Annotated in this window: 18 protein-coding genes and 1 pseudogene; 15 read left to right on the forward strand and 4 right to left on the reverse strand. The window is 48.1% G+C overall.

The features are described 5' to 3' along the window. Positions 1–33: 33 nt before the first annotated feature. The 15 genes and pseudogenes from ABEA66_RS14280 to ABEA66_RS14350 all read left to right on the forward strand — a co-directional run. On the forward strand, positions 34–825 hold the full coding sequence (locus ABEA66_RS14280) for a GNAT family N-acetyltransferase (RefSeq protein ID WP_345588215.1): 792 nt from the start codon (positions 34–36) through the stop codon (positions 823–825). A 91-nt stretch (positions 826–916) separates the two neighbouring features. Further along, positions 917–2,497, forward strand: coding sequence for a DUF5050 domain-containing protein (locus ABEA66_RS14285; RefSeq protein WP_345588217.1), 1,581 nt, complete (start codon positions 917–919; stop codon positions 2,495–2,497). An 86-nt stretch (positions 2,498–2,583) separates the two neighbouring features. Further along, the gene (locus tag ABEA66_RS14290; protein ID WP_345588219.1) at positions 2,584–3,177 is read left to right on the forward strand and encodes a methyltransferase domain-containing protein; all 594 of its coding nucleotides are present in this window, start codon (positions 2,584–2,586) and stop codon (positions 3,175–3,177) included. 167 nt (positions 3,178–3,344) lie between these two features. Further along, positions 3,345–4,190 carry an STM4015 family protein gene (locus tag ABEA66_RS14295; protein WP_345588221.1) on the forward strand — a complete coding sequence of 282 codons (846 nt, stop codon included), beginning with the start codon at positions 3,345–3,347 and terminating at the stop codon, positions 4,188–4,190. Between the two features lie 2 nt (positions 4,191–4,192). Then, positions 4,193–5,416 (forward strand): STM4014 family protein, encoded by a 1,224-nt coding sequence (locus tag ABEA66_RS14300; protein WP_345588223.1) that lies wholly within the window; start codon positions 4,193–4,195, stop codon positions 5,414–5,416. A 65-nt stretch (positions 5,417–5,481) separates the two neighbouring features. Then, a complete protein-coding gene (locus ABEA66_RS14305; protein ID WP_192704239.1) occupies positions 5,482–6,267 on the forward strand; it encodes an STM4013/SEN3800 family hydrolase in 786 nt (261 codons plus the stop codon). 19 nt (positions 6,268–6,286) lie between these two features. After that, entirely contained in the window at positions 6,287–7,663 is a 1,377-nt protein-coding gene (locus tag ABEA66_RS14310; RefSeq protein WP_345588229.1) for an STM4012 family radical SAM protein, read from the forward strand. Continuing rightward, the gene (locus tag ABEA66_RS14315) at positions 7,660–8,523 is read left to right on the forward strand and encodes an STM4011 family radical SAM protein (protein WP_345588231.1); all 864 of its coding nucleotides are present in this window, start codon (positions 7,660–7,662) and stop codon (positions 8,521–8,523) included. Before ABEA66_RS14310 ends, ABEA66_RS14315 begins: the two co-directional genes overlap by 4 nt. A 9-nt stretch (positions 8,524–8,532) precedes the next feature. Further along, the gene (gene cysC, locus ABEA66_RS14320; RefSeq protein ID WP_345588233.1) at positions 8,533–9,090 is read left to right on the forward strand and encodes an adenylyl-sulfate kinase; all 558 of its coding nucleotides are present in this window, start codon (positions 8,533–8,535) and stop codon (positions 9,088–9,090) included. A 324-nt stretch (positions 9,091–9,414) separates the two neighbouring features. After that, positions 9,415–10,323 (forward strand): NUDIX hydrolase, encoded by a 909-nt coding sequence (locus tag ABEA66_RS14325; RefSeq protein WP_345588235.1) that lies wholly within the window; start codon positions 9,415–9,417, stop codon positions 10,321–10,323. 42 nt (positions 10,324–10,365) lie between these two features. After that, positions 10,366–10,827: a macro domain-containing protein gene (locus tag ABEA66_RS14330; protein WP_345588237.1), complete on the forward strand. Its 462-nt coding sequence runs from the start codon at positions 10,366–10,368 to the stop codon at positions 10,825–10,827. Positions 10,828–10,867: 40 nt separating this feature from the next. Continuing rightward, on the forward strand, positions 10,868–11,734 hold the full coding sequence (locus ABEA66_RS14335) for a TIGR02452 family protein (RefSeq protein ID WP_345588239.1): 867 nt from the start codon (positions 10,868–10,870) through the stop codon (positions 11,732–11,734). An 82-nt stretch (positions 11,735–11,816) separates the two neighbouring features. After that, positions 11,817–12,251: a NucA/NucB deoxyribonuclease domain-containing protein gene (locus tag ABEA66_RS14340; RefSeq protein WP_377739435.1), complete on the forward strand. Its 435-nt coding sequence runs from the start codon at positions 11,817–11,819 to the stop codon at positions 12,249–12,251. A 40-nt stretch (positions 12,252–12,291) separates the two neighbouring features. Further along, positions 12,292–12,981 carry a YjjG family noncanonical pyrimidine nucleotidase gene (locus tag ABEA66_RS14345; RefSeq protein ID WP_345588242.1) on the forward strand — a complete coding sequence of 230 codons (690 nt, stop codon included), beginning with the start codon at positions 12,292–12,294 and terminating at the stop codon, positions 12,979–12,981. Between the two features lie 82 nt (positions 12,982–13,063). Further along, positions 13,064–13,255: pseudogene (locus tag ABEA66_RS14350) on the forward strand (Nif3-like dinuclear metal center hexameric protein); the annotation flags it as partial. Between the two features lie 69 nt (positions 13,256–13,324). On the opposite strand, the gene ABEA66_RS14355 reads toward ABEA66_RS14350, so the two are convergent. The 4 genes from ABEA66_RS14355 to ABEA66_RS14370 form a co-directional block, all read right to left on the reverse strand. Beyond that, the gene (locus ABEA66_RS14355; RefSeq protein ID WP_345588244.1) at positions 13,325–14,107 is read right to left on the reverse strand and encodes an ABC transporter permease; all 783 of its coding nucleotides are present in this window, start codon (positions 14,105–14,107) and stop codon (positions 13,325–13,327) included. Between the two features lie 8 nt (positions 14,108–14,115). After that, entirely contained in the window at positions 14,116–14,922 is an 807-nt protein-coding gene (locus ABEA66_RS14360) for an ABC transporter permease (protein ID WP_345588246.1), read from the reverse strand. Then, positions 14,919–15,896 (reverse strand): ABC transporter ATP-binding protein, encoded by a 978-nt coding sequence (locus ABEA66_RS14365; protein WP_345588248.1) that lies wholly within the window; start codon positions 15,894–15,896, stop codon positions 14,919–14,921. The genes ABEA66_RS14360 and ABEA66_RS14365 overlap by 4 nt, the downstream gene beginning before the upstream one ends. 306 nt (positions 15,897–16,202) lie before the next feature. Beyond that, positions 16,203–17,366, reverse strand: coding sequence for a GNAT family N-acetyltransferase (locus tag ABEA66_RS14370; RefSeq protein ID WP_345588250.1), 1,164 nt, complete (start codon positions 17,364–17,366; stop codon positions 16,203–16,205). Between the last annotated feature and the right edge of the window lie 146 nt (positions 17,367–17,512).

Below are 17,512 nucleotides of genomic sequence, written 5' to 3' on the forward strand. Positions count from 1 at the left end.
TTTAACGCAGCAGGTAAAGGGGCTGACGGGGGAATGGGACGATCCAGCAAGCTGCAGAGGGTGGTGCAACTTTTAAGCGGCCATGTTCTGGAGAATATCACGATACTTAAGATGCTGGAGGCTTACAGAGATTCCATAGAATGCAGGCTGTTGGAGCGGGGAGAGGAGTGGGCACTCATCCTATGCTTGCCAGTATCCTGCTCATCCTATGATCGCAGAAGCTATCCAGAGGCGGAATCCATTATTATGATCGCCGGATCGGAGCAAGGGCTAATGGATGAGCTGTTGGGCGGGCTGCCTCTTGGGAAGCCTTTGATATTTAAATGCCAGAAGGAGGAGTACCGCAAGTGTATCGAGGCACGATTTAAGGTAACATTCGTGCGGTCTTTTTATACCTATTCCAGGTTGGTTCCCGTTCCCAACATGGAGATCTCCGGGGACATAGAAGAAAGCGGCTATAATGAACGGTTAGTTCCGCTATGGATGAATAACGGATATGACCGGCAGGAATTACTGGCCATGTTCCAGCGTGGAGCCAGATCTTACACCCTCTATACAGCGGGAGAACCGGTAAGTACGTGCTTGACCAATTACAACTATGACAATGTATGGGAGATCGGAGCTGTCTTTACCCGTGATGACCAACGTGGAAAGGGTTATGCAAGAAGAGTGGCTGCCGAAGCTGTCAATCGGCTGTTGGAGAGGAAGCTTACCCCAAGATATCAGGTTCTCGATAGCAACAGGGCATCCATCAAGGTGGCGGAAGCCTTAGGTCTCTCGCGGGTCGTTACCTTAGAGCATCTCTATTACGACGGGAACACATAACTGCAGAATGAAGTTCCGAGGTGCAACAAAGCTAACGATTCGGCGTCTAATGCTTAAGTGTTGAACATCGAGAGGAGATGGGTTACAAGCGATGAAGAAAAAATATCTATGGGTCGGTCTTTTGGCCTTATGCATAAGTACGGGAGCTGCTCCCTGGAACAGCTTCGCGGCGGATACCGGTGTTCGGGTATCTTTGCCCGACTTCAACGTTCAATTAAACGGTAATCAAGTTGATAATCCCTACCGCCAATATCCGCTGGTGGTTTATAAGGACATCACCTATGTTCCAATGACCTGGTATGATTCCCGGCTGCTAGGATTAAAAACTGACTGGACAACAAAGGATGGGCTCGGCATCGCCAAAGACAAGGTAGCTTCCTCTTACGAGGCCTATCAGACGAACCGTAAAAACCCTATGAGCATGAAGGCAACCATACCTGATTTCGATATAACTATTAATAATAAAAAAATAAACAATGCAACGGAGCCCTATCCATTATTAAGCTATAACGATATCATTTATTTCCCGTTGACCTGGAAATTCGCTCATGACGAGTTCGGATGGCAATATGATTGGAATCTATCCAACGGGCTCTCGATCCGATCCGATAATACGCAGGTAGCTGCTGTACCGCTGCCGGATTATGCCGGGGATAATGATGTTGCTTTGTATAAAGGGTATTATTATTTCGTAAAAACTACGGGAACTACGAACGAGATATACAGAGCTCCAGTACAAGATACCTTAAAGACCCAATTGGTGTATTCGTACGAAGTAAGTACCTCGAAAGGCTTCAATAAGCAGTTGGATTTTTTTATAAAGGACGACGGTCTATGGTTTTCCTATCATAACGGCGGGGCGATAATGGGATCGGATGTCTACTGCAAAGTGAAAGAGGACGGAACGGCCGAACAGGTACATCGGGGATATTTCGATATCAAAAGCACCTCATACGGCAATCTGATCGTCAATCTATCCGTTCCACCAAGTGGCAATAATCTCATCCTGGTGCCAGATGGAGAAGACGCGGCCAACGGCAAAAGCATTGGCAATCCGAATTTCATTTATGGATGGCATATTGCGGATGGTTATGCGGGCAACCGCTCGACGACTGTGATCGGGGATAACGCGTATATTATGGCGTCCTCTTATCCGGTTGACTTGAATAAGGGGCAGCTTAATCAGATCTACCGTTTGAACTTGAAAACGAATGAAATCGATACGATCGTTAATGCAGCGGTGAGTCATTTTAAAATAATCCATAATAAGCTGTATTATGTGAAGGATGAGGATCATTTCTTGTATTCCTCCAATCTGGACGGTACCGGTGAGCAGAAAGTATCTCATAACCCGGCGGGGAATTGGTACGACGAAATGGATGGCAACCTGTTTTATATAAGTCAAGATGTCAATGGATCCAATCGTCTGTATAAAGCTGAACCATCGCAAACGGATACGCTGCTGGTAGAGGAATCGCTGGAAAGCGTCGAACGTATGAATGATCAATTGATCTGTAAAATTTCTGCAGGCGGAGATTACGGGCTTAAGGTTCTTGATAAAACCGGAAAGCTGCAGTTATCCGTCACCGATCCGGTATCGTGGCTGTTTGCCTATGACAACCATATTTTATTCGTATCAGCGAAAGATCAATCGGTGAAACAAATTTACTAACACAAAATAACGAACATCTTGAGAGGCTGCCGGCATCCCAGTACGGCGGCTTTTGTTGTTTTAAACCTGTGCAGGAGGGGATAGGGATGAACATGGATGAACGGCTGCTTCAGTATTATTTGAATCTGAGAAGCCCGGAAGCCGGGGAATGGAACAGCTCTCCCGCTTGCCTCTATACGGAACTGGCGACCCGGGACTACGTTAGAACAGCATTTGAGGTTAAGAACGGTTTTCGAGTATGTAATGTAGGAATCGGCACCGGAGATTGGGATGATTATCTAGGCTACTGGTTGAATGGAAGAGGCTGCTTGACGAGTATCGACATTGACCGGGACTTGTGTGATTTATTTGCTTACCGCCAAAAGAGAGAAGGTCACCCGAATCCTTCTAGAGTCGTCTGCGAGAGTATTTTTGAGACCAGCATGTCTGATGGACAGTTTGATCTTGTAATGTTAATCGGCTCTACAGCCAGGGAATCCGGTGATGTTCATAAGTGCCTGGATTCCTGCATAAACCTGTTGAAGCAGGATGGAGCATTGATGTTTATGTCCAGGCTAAAGAATAATGCTCAAGGATTACTGGAGCAGTACATAGACCATTCCGGTCATAAGCTTGAACGCATGCAACGGTACGAAGCCTACCCCGAGTATCCATTTTTTATTTGCACTATTAGAAAATGATGTTTTGGAGAAGCAACTAACTAATCGGGGAGAGTTAGACAGCTGAAGGCTTGATTCCACATGGGATCTACGTGGGCGATGTGAATGAACCAGTGGAACATTTGAAACTCTAGTAAACGGCTTTTATAATGGATACAAGGTTAGTATAAATTACCAGGAGGTTCCTTATGTCCGAACTTAAACTAGTTGTCGATTATGATCAGTACGAGAATGGCGTCAATATGGTAGAGCTGATAGAAGAGCTTGCCAATAAAGAAGAGGCCTCGCAGCTGGAAAGCCTCATCATTGGAGATTGGGGCGGAGCCTACGAGAATGATTCCAGCGAGGTCGTGGAGGCCCTCGTCCGTTTGAAGGACCGCTTTCCGCGCCTCACCAAGCTGTTTATTGGTGACATGAGCTATGAAGAATGCGAGGTTTCCTGGATCAACCAGTCCAACCTTGCGCCTCTATTAACAGCTTATCCGGAGCTCAAATCTCTCACAATTAAAGGAAGCACCGGACTCGAGCTGAATCCGGCTCGTCATGAGAAGCTGGAGGAGCTTACTATCATTTGCGGCGGGCTCGGGAAGGATGTTATTGCCAGCATCAGCGAAGGAAGCTTGAAAAAGCTGAAAAAACTGGAGCTTTATCTCGGGGTGGATAATTACGGTTTTGACGGCAGTCTGGAGGATGTTCTCCCTCTCATCGAACCGGGTAAATTCCCTGAGCTTACTTATCTCGGGCTTAAAGACAGTGAAATCCAGGATGAAATTTCCATTGCGTTGGCCGATGCCCCTATTCTGGATCAATTACATACGCTTGACCTTTCGATGGGGACTTTGACAGATAAGGGAGCTGAGGCTCTAATTAACAGCGAAAGGGTTAAGAAGCTGAAGCTGCTTGACCTTAACTATCACTACATGTCCGATGAGATGATGAAGCGCTGGAATCAGAGCGGACTTAATGTAGATACAAGCGACCAGCAGGCTGCCGATGATGAAGATGATTATCGCTATCCGGCTTTGACGGAGTAGCAATGGGCCGGAAGATGATTCTGATTGGCAACCCCGGTAATCGAAGAACAACCGGGCTTCAGGCAGCAAGAGCCAAGCTGGGGTTGCCTCCAGCCATTCTGTTGAGCTACCAAGATCTGCTTCAGGGAAGAGCCTCCTTGACCTCGACGGTTTTAATGCACGGGATGTCAGCAGAGGAGCCCCCTCTGCTGAGACTTGACGCACCGGGGGAGCATTTCGGGGTGGAACGTGATCTGATTGCGCTTGGCGCCCCGGATGCGGAAGCGGATCCTGCGGATGACCGCTGGATAAGGTTTGGAGATCGGCCCTTTCAGCCTATGTCCGTCAGAATAGCCCTCAACCTGAAGGAAAGCAAGGGGAAGCTCTATCACCCATCGCAATGGTTTCGCGGCTATTGCCGGCTGTTATCTCGACTGGACAGGGAAGCGAAGCAGCTAGGATTGGAGTCCGAATGGATGAATGCCCCTCAGGACATTGCGGCCATGTTCGATAAGCGATATACCTATCAGGTGCTATCGGAGGCAGGCTTACCGGTTCCACGAAGATTGGCATCGCCGGAATTGATTCCAGACTATCAGACGTTAAGAGAGCTCATGAGCAAGGAACGAATCTATCGAATCTTCATCAAGCTCGCTGCCGGTTCCGGAGCGTGCGGAGTTATTGCTTATCAGGTGAATCCGGTTACGGGTGCGGAGTCCGCGGTGACGACGCTGCGAGTAGAGAATTATCAATCGAGACCTCCTGTGTTCTACAATGTAAAGAAGCTGGCGAATAATAGAGACGGTTCCTCTATCCGTCAAATGGTTAACTGGTTATTGGGGCACGGCGCCCATACCGAGCAGTGGATTCCCAAAGCGTCCTATCGCGACTGCACCTTCGATATCAGGCAGCTGGTCGTTAAGGGAGAAGCGTGCCACGGCATTGCCAGGGTCAGCAGGACCCCTATAACGAATCTTCATCTGGACAGCGAGCGTAAGAGCTTTACGGAGATAGAATTGTCCCGCGACGTCCAATCTACCGTTCGTCATTGCGCGGAACGGACATTGGCGGCCTTTTCTCATTCCAGCGTTGCAGGCATCGACGTATTATTAAGCAGCGGAGCCTTCCGGCCATACATTCTGGATGTCAATCCGTTCGGAGATTTGCTATACCATAGCCGCTACGAAGGGCATGACCCCTACGAGTGGGAGATGATAAAAACGTCTCTGCGAAGCCCGATGGGATAGGATTGTCTAGCGGACAACACGAACTCGCAGCTTCGAGACTAACACAATGAAAGAGGATCACCAAGATGGTTAACATGAATGAGATTGTCGGGAGTCATGATATTGTCATGATTACTCTGGATACGCTGCGTTACGATGCGGCTGTATTAGAGGAGGAGCATTGTCCTAACTTGTGCTGCGGCGGACATTGGGAAAAGCGCCATACGCCGGGCAGCTTCACTTATGCGGCCCATCACGCTTTTTTTGGAGGGTTTTTGCCTACGCCGGCAAACACGAACAAATCCGAGCATGTACGGCTGTTTCATTCCAAAAATACCGGCCTCAAGACCCATCCGTACACCTGGCAATTTGATTCCACGGATATCGTATCCGGGTTACAGGCTGAGGGATATCGCACCATCTGCATCGGCGGGGTCATTTTCTTTACGAAAAAGGTTCCGCTCGCAAAAGTGCTTCCCGGATATTTTCAAGAAAGCTACTGGCGGATGACCTTCGGCGTCACGAATCCTCGTTCCACAGAGCATCAGGTGAATCACGCCATCAAGCTGCTGCAAAAATCGCCAACAACAGAACGGCTGTTTCTGTTTATGAATATATCAGCCATCCACGGACCGAACCATTATTACGTTCCGGGAGCGAAGAAGGATTCCGTAGAAACGCAGCGCGCCGCGCTTCGGTATGTCGACGGGGAGCTTGGCCGGCTGTTTCAAGCTCTGCGTGAACGGGAAAGGCCTGTTTTTTGCATGGCCTTCTCGGATCATGGCACCGCCTACGGCGAGGACGGTTATGTCGGTCATCGGCTTGCGCATGAAGTTGTCTGGAATGTGCCGTACCGTGAATTCATTTTATAAGCGAGAGGAGCCGATCTTAATGACCCATCCGGTTTATGCCAATTACTCGGATCTCCTTCAGAATCCCGAGGCTCTTCGCAGCTGGAAGGAGAGCCTTACATCAGAGCCATATCGGTCTTATCTGTACTCTTATCCTCATAAAACTTCTTATCGTGAGTTTAAGACGAAGCTGCCCTTATCCGAGCTGTGGAGCCAGGAACCGGCAGACACGTTTTTTTTATATATGCATATTCCGTTCTGCGGAGCCCGCTGCGGATTTTGCAACTTGTTTACGCTGCCCGACAAGAGGGCGGATGTACATGCCGAGTATGTCGATGCATTGGAGAGACAAGCCTATCAATGGTCTTCCTTCATCCGGCATAAACCCATTGCCCGATTTGCGATCGGCGGAGGCACTCCCACGCTGCTGGAGCCGTATCAGCTTGATCGGTTGTTTCGCATCGCTGAAGACGCGGCAGGGATGGATTCATGCAAAACATCGATCTCCGTAGAAACGTCCCCCGAGACGGTCACAACGGAACGTCTGTCCATACTGAAAACCCGTCAGGTCGATCGTGTCAGCATGGGGATTCAAAGCTTCATCGAGGCGGAAGCGGAAGCGATCTACCGTCCGCAAAAGCCCCAGGAGGTTGCAAGGGCACTGGATCTGTTGAAACAGTACGCCTTCCCTATCCTTAATCTGGATCTGATTTATGGACTTCCCGGTCAAACCGTCGACTCCTGGTTGTACTCGCTGGATCAGGCACTGTCTTATGAACCGGAAGAAATCTTCTTATATCCTTTATACACGCGCGAGCATACGATTGTGAAGCCTGAACAAATCAGGCAGAGCGGAGAGGACCGAAGGCTGCTTTTCTATACCGCGGCACGCGACCGATTGATGGAACGAGGATACACACAGTATTCCATGCGCAGATTTGCGAAAGCGGAGGCGGGCTCGACTAAACCGCTGCTTCCTTACGGCTGTCAGGAGGAAGGGATGATAGGGCTTGGCTGCGGGGCCCGCTCTTATACCCAATCCGTACACTATTCTTCCAGATACAGTGTCGGCCGTTCCGCAACCGCTAGTATCATTGCCGACTATGTGGCGGCCCAGGATTACACAACAGCGGATTATGGAATCGTATTGAGCGAGGACGAGCAGAAGCGCCGGTTTATTCTCAAGGCTTTGCTGCACACGGAGGGGCTTACCTTGGACAGTTACACCTCCCGATTTGGCACCAAGCCCTTGGATGATTATCCGGAATTGCAGCTGTTGGAGCGTACAGGCCTTGCAGAGCTAAGCCCCGTATTGCTGCGGTTAACGAGCGAAGGAATCATGTATTCCGATGCGATAGGGGATTGGTTCATTTCTTCGAACATACGCGCGCTCATGGAAAGCTGTGTTGTCTCATGAGGGCAACCATTTATTTCCGGGGAAGCCTAAGTTCATGCAATTACGATTGCCCCTATTGTCCCTTCAGCAAAAATATCGATGATGCCGAGACTTTAGCCAAAGACCGGCGGCAAGTCCAGACCTTTGTCGACTGGGTAAAAGATCAGGAAGGCAGAGGGCACCGGCTCTCCCTATTTTTTAACCCATACGGAGAAGGACTTACTCACCGCTGGTACCGCGAGGCTATGGTAGCTCTGTCTCATATGAACCATGTCGATAAAGTAGCCATCCAAACCAATCTATCCGCCAAGCTGGATTGGACGGAAGAGCTGAATCCGGTTACGGCGGCATTCTGGGCGACCTACCACCCCGGACAAACGGAGGAAAGCCGGTTTCTATCGCAGTGCGAGAAGCTATATTCCCGGGGAATCTCCTTCAGCGTAGGCTCGGTTGGAGTTAGGAGCGCCTTCCCATCCATTGTCTCCCTAAGACAATCCCTGCCTGATGATGTGTATCTGTGGGTCAATGCATTCAAAGATAAACCGGATTACTACTCGCAGGAAGATCTCGAGCTCCTAAGCGGGATAGATCCGCATTTTACTGTGAATGCAATGGATTATGACAGCATTGGCAAGCCTTGCAGGGCAGGGGAGGACGTATTTTATGCCCAGGGGGACGGCCGGGTCAAGCGATGCTATAAGGACAGGCAAGTGATAGGGAATTTATATAGAGATGGTATCGAAGGCCTTGCCCAAGCACGTACGTGCCGCATGAAGCAGTGCGATTGTTATATCGGTTACGTCCATATGCCGGAGCTTCAGCTTCAACAAATTTACGGGAATCGGCTATTGGAAAGAATTCCTGTAGTTAAGGAGGGCTGATGAAAAGTTATGCCAACTCAAGGTACGACCATTTGGCTTACGGGACTGCCATCCTCAGGAAAGACTACGACGGCAGCGGCGCTGGCGTCAGCCTTAAAGGAAGCCGGTGTCTTGGTTGAATGCCTGGACGGTGATGAGCTGCGTCGTGCGGTTGGATGTGAGCTTGGCTTCAGTAAAGAGGACAGGATGGAAAATATACGACGTGCGGTATACATTAGCAAGCTGCTGAACCGCAATGGAATCACCACGATTATCTCCATGATCGCTCCTTATCGAGAGATGAGGGATTATGCGCGGGGTACGTTGGAATCGTATATTGAGGTCTATGTGGATTGTCCGTTGGATGAATGTATACGCCGCGACGTCAAAGGTCTTTATGCCAAAGCGATGCAGGGCGAGATTTCGATGTTTACCGGCATATCTGACGTCTATGAGCCTCCTCAACATCCTGAAGTTACGATACATACTGATACGCGCAGCATCGATGCCAATGTGAAGAAAATCATGGATTATATTGCAGTACTGGCTAAAAAAGAAACCATGATTTCCAAAAGGGATATCCGTTGAACCGGCAGTTATGGAAACCGGAAGATATTATCATTCGTAAGGACAGGCAAGCGATATTGGTTCACATCCGTTTACCATTCGGTTATAAGGAAATGGATGACTGATGTACAAGCTGCGTAGTGGGAGGAAAGCTGTTTGCAGAAGCAAGCGGCTTTTTTCTTTTGGAATGGCACCCCTAGCGGATACCGAAGCATATTTTTTAAGCTTCTAAACAAATGGGGTTATTTAATGGATTGTATTGACATCCTGATGTCAGCAAGGATATACTAACAAATAGATATTAACAAAATGATAATAACAATTTGATGATATTAGGTGAGAGCTATGAACGATCTAACCCGTCGCGACCGCAATGGGATAACGGAACAAGAATTTTTACAGCATTATGATGCGAGTCAATATGAACGGCCTTCGGTTACTGTCGACATGCTTATTTTTACCGTTATGGACAAAGATCAGATCAACTATAGAAAGCTTCCGGAAAAATCGCTGCAGCTTCTATTGATCAAGAGAGGGGAGCATCCCTATATCGGTCAGTGGGCACTGCCGGGCGGTTTCGTATCGGTGCATGAAAGTATTGAGGAAGCAGCCCAGCGGGAATTAAGAAGCGAGACCAATATCGACAATATCTATATGGAGCAATTATTTACATGGGGAGATACGGATCGTGATCCTCGTACGCGGGTCATCAGCTGTTCCTACATGGCGCTTGTCGATCGCTCCGCATTGGAGGTAAAGGCCGGGGACGATGCAGATGATGCCGGGTGGTTCGAAGTGACTTATCAAATGTTTCAGGAAAAGAGGACTCTTTGGGAAGACGGCTATGAGCATGAGAGGCTGATGAAAATTACACTAAGCCATGAAGACGATTTATTATCGGCTACTGTGAAAATTACTGAAATAACGAGAGGACGTACAAGAAAGATCGTGCGTGAGATCGTGGATACGGAAGGAATCGCCTTCGACCATGCCAAGATCATTGAGTATGCGATAGAGCGCTTGCGGAACAAGATCGAATACACGGATATCGCGTTTAATCTGATGCCGCCTCGGTTTACATTATCCGAGCTTCAGCAAGTATACGAAGTCGTGCTTGGCAAAGAGCTGTTGGCAGCGGCATTCCGCAGAAAGATAGCCCCTATGGTTGTCGAAACCAACGAATCCACAAAGGATGCAGGGCACCGTCCTTCGAAGCTGTATCGCTATAACCCGTTTTGGAACCAAACGATGTAATTCGGAAGGAGTTATCAAAATCATTTAAAAGGAGTTTTCATAATGCCAGTTACTACAGTAGAAGGAAATTTGTTGGAGGCTGTGGAGCCTATTATAGGGCATCAGGTCAATTGCCAATCCGTTATGGGGTCCGGTGTTGCCAAACAGATCAAACAACAATTTCCTGATGTATACAAAGCCTATCTCCAATATTGTTCGCAGCATAAGCAGCATTTATTGGGCAGATGCCAAATCGTCGAAAGAAACGAGGGCAGCGGTACCTTCGTAGCGAATTTGTTCGGGCAGGAATACTACGGACGGGATAAGCGAAAATATACCGACTATGATGCCATAAGGAGCGCCATCGTTCAGCTGCATGACTTTGCAAGAGAGCATCACTACGCTATTGCGCTTCCATATAAAATAGGCTGCGATCGTGGCGGCGGAGATTGGGAAATCGTGTACGGGATGATCCATGAAATTTTCACGGATGTACAAGTTACGCTTTATCGATTAGCTGGATAATGAAGAGCAACAGATTTTTTACAGCAAGGGGGATTCATCTATGGACAGATCCATAAATAATCGGGAAATAAGATCAAAGATGGCCAAGGAGACTCTTGAGATACTGGAGCAAGGGTACTATATCCACACGGAGGGTAGCAAAATCGTCATTGAAAATGAGATCAAGGAGGCGATTCGAGCCTCCATTCTTTATTCTCCAGACATGCTTGAAAGACTGAACAGTGAAATTGTTACCAAAATAGATCGCAATGCTTGTACCGGAGGTCCTATCATAGAAGTAACGGATGAATCGACTTTGGAAGCGTCAGCTAGACTCGTTCTGGCGGAAAAGCGTAATAAGAGCGCCTGTCTGAACTTTGCTTCAGCCAAAAATCCGGGTGGAGGCTTCCTAGGCGGAAGTCAGGCACAGGAAGAAAGTTTGGCGCGTTCGTCAGCGCTTTATCCGTGTATAGCCCAAATGAACGAAATGTATTCTTACAACCGGAGCCTCAAGACCTGCCTCTATTCGGACTATATGATTTATTCCCCCGATGTCGTCGTTTTCAGGGAGGATAAGGGGAACCTTTTACGGCAGCCGTACTGCATCTCGATGATTACGGCACCTGCGGTGAATGCCGGGGTCGTAAGAGAAAGGGAACCGCAGAATGCGGATCAAATTGTACCTATCATGACAAACAGAATCCGATCCATCTTGTCCATTGCGGCTTTGCAGGGGAACAGCGCCATTGTGCTTGGGGCCTACGGATGCGGCGTATTCAGGAACGATCCGCTTGAGGTTGCTCGTATGTTCAAGCAGGTTATCCTAGATGAGGGTTATGGCTCCTTATTTGACAAAATCGTATTTGCGATTCTGGATAAAACGGCGGAAAAGAAGATTTTCAATATGTTTAATCAGCAATTATCTTGAAATGCCTGAGAAATGGGAGATCTTTACACCCATCCGCTGAGCCTATAAAATATAGATACACTAACGAAGGGTAGGCAGCGTTTTGAAAAAGCACAGGCAAAAGTTTTTGTACACCATTGCATTAGGTATCTCTGTTTTTATCGGTTCCTTTTTTTACGAAAAACATATGGAGGTGGAGGAAACAAGCAGCACTGCCAATGTGCAGCTGATGTTTCCATCCGATCGTTTTCCTGAAACGGCACAGCATATCAAGGACGCTATAGCCTCCGGAGAATCCGCCGTATGCACGATCGATCGAAAAGGGGCGGAGGAGAACCGCAAGAAATCGCTTCATGATGTCCCCACCAAAAAAGGCTATGACCGCGACGAGTGGCCCATGGCCATGTGCAAGGAAGGCGGGGAAGGCGCCGATATCCGTTATATATCCCCGTCGGATAATCGCGGGGCCGGCAGCTGGGTCAGCAATCAAGTCGAGAAGTACCCGGATGGGACGAAAGTGTTGTTCATTGTTCAATAGCGATGGATTCATTTTATAGTAGAGAAAAAGAGGATGTTCTATGTACAAAGCGGTTCTGTTTGATCTGGATAACACTTTATTAAATTATTCACTTAGCGAATACGACTGTATGAGAAGGACCTGTCGTGATCATCAATTATTTGCGAACGACGAGGAGCAATGGAGCCGCTTCTGGGAAGTCTATTTAAAACATAATGAAAAGTATTGGATGGACTTTGTGAGCGGGGGCTCCATTACATCGATTCATGATGTCATTCGATATTCTTTCCGAGATACTTTGAATAGGGATGTCCGGCTGCATAACGAGCTTGCAAGCACGTATTGGAATTATTTTTGTCATACCTGTCATTTTGAAGATGGGGCGGAGGATGTCCTTCGTTCATTACAAAGTGACTACCGATTGGGGATTATTTCCAACGGCATAGGGGAAGCTCAACACAAAAGGCTGACGGCGGGGAATATTCGCGGTACCTTTCAATCGATTGTTGTATCCGATGAGGTGGGGATACGTAAGCCGCATAAGGAAATTTTTGAGATGGCATTAAATGAACTGAAGCTTGATAAGGATGAGGTTTTGTTTGTAGGAGACTCCCTGCAGGATGATTACCATGGTTCCGTGAACGCAGGAATCGATTTTTGCTATTACAATAGAAATAAGCAGAATCTTCGAGAGGACATACAGCCTAAATACATGATTCACCGCTTGGAGGAGCTTCTCGATTGTATGTGAAGCCTATGGAAAGCGGCTGTGGAGACAAATGTGCGGAATGACGGCGGTGTGTATTTGGATCAATCCGTGATGCCCATGAAGCGGCTGTGATGTATATATTACGGGTGAAAAAACCTTATACACAATTCAGTACGCGCAGTATATAGGCATGAATTTGATTGTCGGCAGCCATACCTTTACGGAGATTTTTGGAGTCAGATCGTTGGCTGCCCAAATAAGCGAACAGTTTCATGATATCGAAATGGTTGAGTTGAAGGAAGCTCATTTTGAATGAGGTCGTTTAACCGCTGCGCAATTGTAGGATATGAAAGGGGCAGCCTCTCCTGCTGCCCCTTCCATACGTTTATGACCCCGTTGAACGGTAATGCCTTACCCCAATGTGCCAAACTAACAGGCAAGGAATGAGAAACAGAAAGCCGGATAACGGCAGGAACGCGTATAGCGGATTATCCATGCCGTCGCGCCCCAGGATGTAGTTCAAAGGCAAATAGTTGACGCAGCCGAAGGGGATGAGGAACGTGAACAATTTGCGAACCCAGGCATGATATATATTGAGAGGGTATTGGTTCATTTCACGCCCGCCATCGGTAAAGATGTTGGCAATTTCTAGGCCTTGTACGGTCCAGAAGCTGATGGAAGCGGCCAGAATGAAGATTCCTGTAAAAATGACGCTTCCGCTTATCATCATTAGCACCAACGTCATGATTTTGAGAAAGGACCAATCCGTGTCTATATGTAGGCAAGACCAGATAAGAACTAACGCACATAGGAACAGACGGCCTATCCGCGCGAATTCGAATTTGGAGCCGAACACCTGGACTACCGTGCTCCGAGGGCGGACAAGCAATCTGTCGAAGTCTCCGCTAACGACTAGGCTGGAGAAGTTGTCAAAACCGCGCGCAAAGCATTCTGTGACAGAGAAGGCTATATTCGTAACAGCGAAGCAGAGGGCTACCTCGTAGAGGCTCCACCCCTTGACCATCCCAAATCGATCAAACATAAAGTACAGGCCGGCAAAGGTGGTAAAGGGAGTCAGACATTGTCCCACCATAAGAAGCAGGAACGAGGTCCGGTACTGCATCTGCCCTTTGAAAAAAAGGAGCATATATTTGAAATAAAGGTTCATTGTACGGTTTACCCTCCTTGAACGACGACACGACGCAATGCCTTATCCATAGCTAACTTACCTATACATATAAGCACAGCCAACCAGATCAGCTGAAAACATAATCCTTGTACAGCCTCCACCTTCGATAGATTCCCCGTAAATACCCGAAACGGAAAATCAGCGGTCCAATGAAACGGAAGCGCATAGACGATCTTCTGCATCCACCCCGGCATTAAGGGTACCGGAATAATGAGACCGGCAAAAAACTCTCCGAACACGCTAAATAGTAACAAAGAGCCTACGGGCGACATCGTGACAAACACCGAGATGTAAATAAGCATGGAGATAGCGACGATCATTAACAGACCCGCCAGCAATACAGCGAGAAAAAGCAGAAATGTGGCAAAATCCGGAGGAAGCTGCAGTCCGTAAGGCTCCGGCAGGAACCATACGATAATCAAGATGGGCAGGCAGCGAAGCATAGCGCTCGATAGTCGTTGAGCAAGCAGCTTGGCATACCAGAGCCCATATAGGCCGCTTGGCCTGCACAACTCATAGGCGATGTTGCCGCTAGTAATTAGCTGAAACAGCTCACTATCCCTGAGCCAGAGCACAACAAGGGAAAGAAATCCCTGTTTAAGCCAGGTATACGTCACTACTTGGGATAAGGTCATCGGCGGCTCCTGTGTTGCATGGCTATAGAACGCCTGAAAAATCATAATGAACATAAAGCCGAAAAAGAATTGGGTTCCGATGCCGGCCAAGGCTGCCGCACGGTATTGGAGTCCAGTGTGTATCCGCAGCTTGAAAACAGCCAGGTATCCTTTCATCATAGCTGGTACTCCTTATACATTTGAACAATGATGTCTTCTATGGGCTGGGTATCGATCGTGACGTCCAGAAGCTCTACCTGGGAGGACAATCGCGTCAACGCATCCGATATAATAATTTGATCCGTATCTACACTGAGAACGGCCCGGTCCGGTGTCCAGGACAATACCGTCGCACCGGGTATTTGCAAGGGGGTGCTGCTTTCCCGGTATTCGGCGGTAATGGTTCGTTTGGTTCCGAACCGGCCTCTCAATCCCTGGACGCTACCGTCATACAGCAAAGTTCCTTTGCCGATGAGTAGAATCCGGTCTGCCAGCGCTTCAATATCATTCATATCATGAGTCGTTAGAATGACGGTGACTCCTTTTTCTTTATTGATCGTTTTGATAAAGTGCCGCACTGCGATTTTGGATACAGCATCGAGGCCAATGGTCGGTTCATCCAGAAAGAGGATGCTCGGATTGTGAAGCAGGGAAGCTGCAATTTCGCAGCGCATCCGTTGTCCCAGGCTGAGCTGTCGAACGGGAGTGTAAATAATATCCCCAAGGTCCAGCGAATCGATGAGCAGGGAAAGTGTGCGTTTGTACTCCGGCAGCGGGACCTTATAAATGTCTCGCAGCAGTTCAAACGAATCCATGACAGGGACGTCCCACCAGAGCTGAGACCGCTGTCCGAATACGACTCCGATATGCTTGACGTAGGGCACACGTTCCAGCCATGGCGTATAGCCCTTAATGGTGCAGGTTCCCCGGTCGGGTACCAGAATGCCGCTCATAACCTTGATCGTGGTCGATTTGCCGGCACCATTGGGGCCAATGTAGCCGACGATTTCTCCCGGTTCGATGGAAAATGAGATGTCCTGAAGCGCTTCCACTACAGTGAATTCTCGATGAAACAATGATTTGATGGCATGACGCAGACCTGATGTGCGTTTGGCCACCAGGAATGACTTGCTAATTCCGTTTACGGTTATCAAGCTTGATACCTCCATTCTATTTAGAGAGACGGAAGAAAATAATACCACTATTAGGCAATAAGTGTCAACAAAATTGTTTTGGGTTAATATAGAAATTTATAGGTAGAGGCGGGAACAATACTTTTAATAATACTAATAATTAATATCATTAACAAAATGACTTGCTCATTAAAAAGTCTTTTAGTAAAGTTTTGCTCATCGAGGTGCGGCCATATAATTTTGCTTTAAATAAAGTGCGCTTCGTTAGCAAAATGTGGCAAAAGAGAAGCACCCTGCGACGCTTGCAGTGTGCCTCTTTCAGCCGTCTTAAAGCTTCAATTTCCGCATCAGCGGAACGCCGATCCTGTTCAATAATCGTTCCAGCACCATCCAGCTAATTCTGCGCGGCCAAGGTAAATGGGCATCGAGGACAGCGCTGTATTCAATGTCTCCGACCGCTCCACGATTGCGCTTGAACTCCGCTGCGCCGGAGCTTTCATGAAGCTTCCAGCCGTTTTGCTCGGAGATACCGATCAGGACTGCGGATAGCATGCGGTAAAGTCCTAGCTCCTGCGGCAGAGAGGAGTCGTAGCCGAAGACGGGAGTTGTCATGACACCATCTTTGACGTAATAGCCAAGCACAGCATCCAAACTGCGGCTGGACGCATTCCGCAGAGCATACAGCTGCAGGGTTCCAAGCTCAAGGGCTTGCAAGAAAAAATCCTCGGTAAACCACGGATTGCATCGGGAATGCTTGTCCAGATAGAGCATATCATAAAGCGACTTTAATCTCGGGATGTCCGAGGAGATTAACTGATCCGGACGCACGACTTCATAGCCGTGCTTGTCGATCAGCTGCCGGTCGCGTTTGATCAGCCATCGTGCTTTTGCATTGGGGGGTTCAAACAGATACACTTGACGGCTGGGTACCAAACGGAACTTTTCACACCGAAGCGCTTCGATCCAAGGTTCATTCATACTGGGAACGAGAGAACGAAATATGATCGTATGTCCGGGAAATTGGGCGCGCAGCAGCCGTAACCCTTCAGGCAAAAGGCTCGAGGCTTGAGCCGGATAAAGATTCGTAGAGAGCAGGCTGTTGTTCACATGAACCACCTGGTTCATTCGGCTTGCCTTTAATAGCACACCAATTCCGTCCAGCAGCCGGCTTAAGAAGGATTCCAGCCAAGGCAGCTTTAGCTTGTACAGCTCTTGCTTGGCATAAGTAACATAGTGTGTATAGGGCGAGCACACGTAACTGTTCTCGTATTCTTGGCTATTAACAGTGACAGGAAGCAAGTCATCCCCGAGTCGAAGCACATACAGGCTTGTCTTGACATTGGCAATGTAACGGGTAGGGGAGTACTCCATCCACGGGACCAGCCAATGGGCTGCCTGCCGGCCTGCCTCCGTGTCCGGAAAACGGATATGATGACAGCTGCTGCTGTCGTAGAGCCCGACTAGTGTAGTTGCTTCATTATGAGAACTCAAGCACAATTCATCTCCTTTGAATTTGATTATACAAAAAACTATGAAATGTGTATCCCTACCATGGATCTATGTGCTACAATAAGTACGCCAAACACATATTTTGCGCACTTTTCTTTATAACGGTTTTTATTTATTGCAGATGAACA

This window comes from Paenibacillus vulneris (assembly GCF_039543185.1).
In the GTDB taxonomy this organism is placed as follows: Bacteria; Bacillota; Bacilli; order Paenibacillales; family NBRC-103111; genus Paenibacillus_S; species Paenibacillus_S vulneris.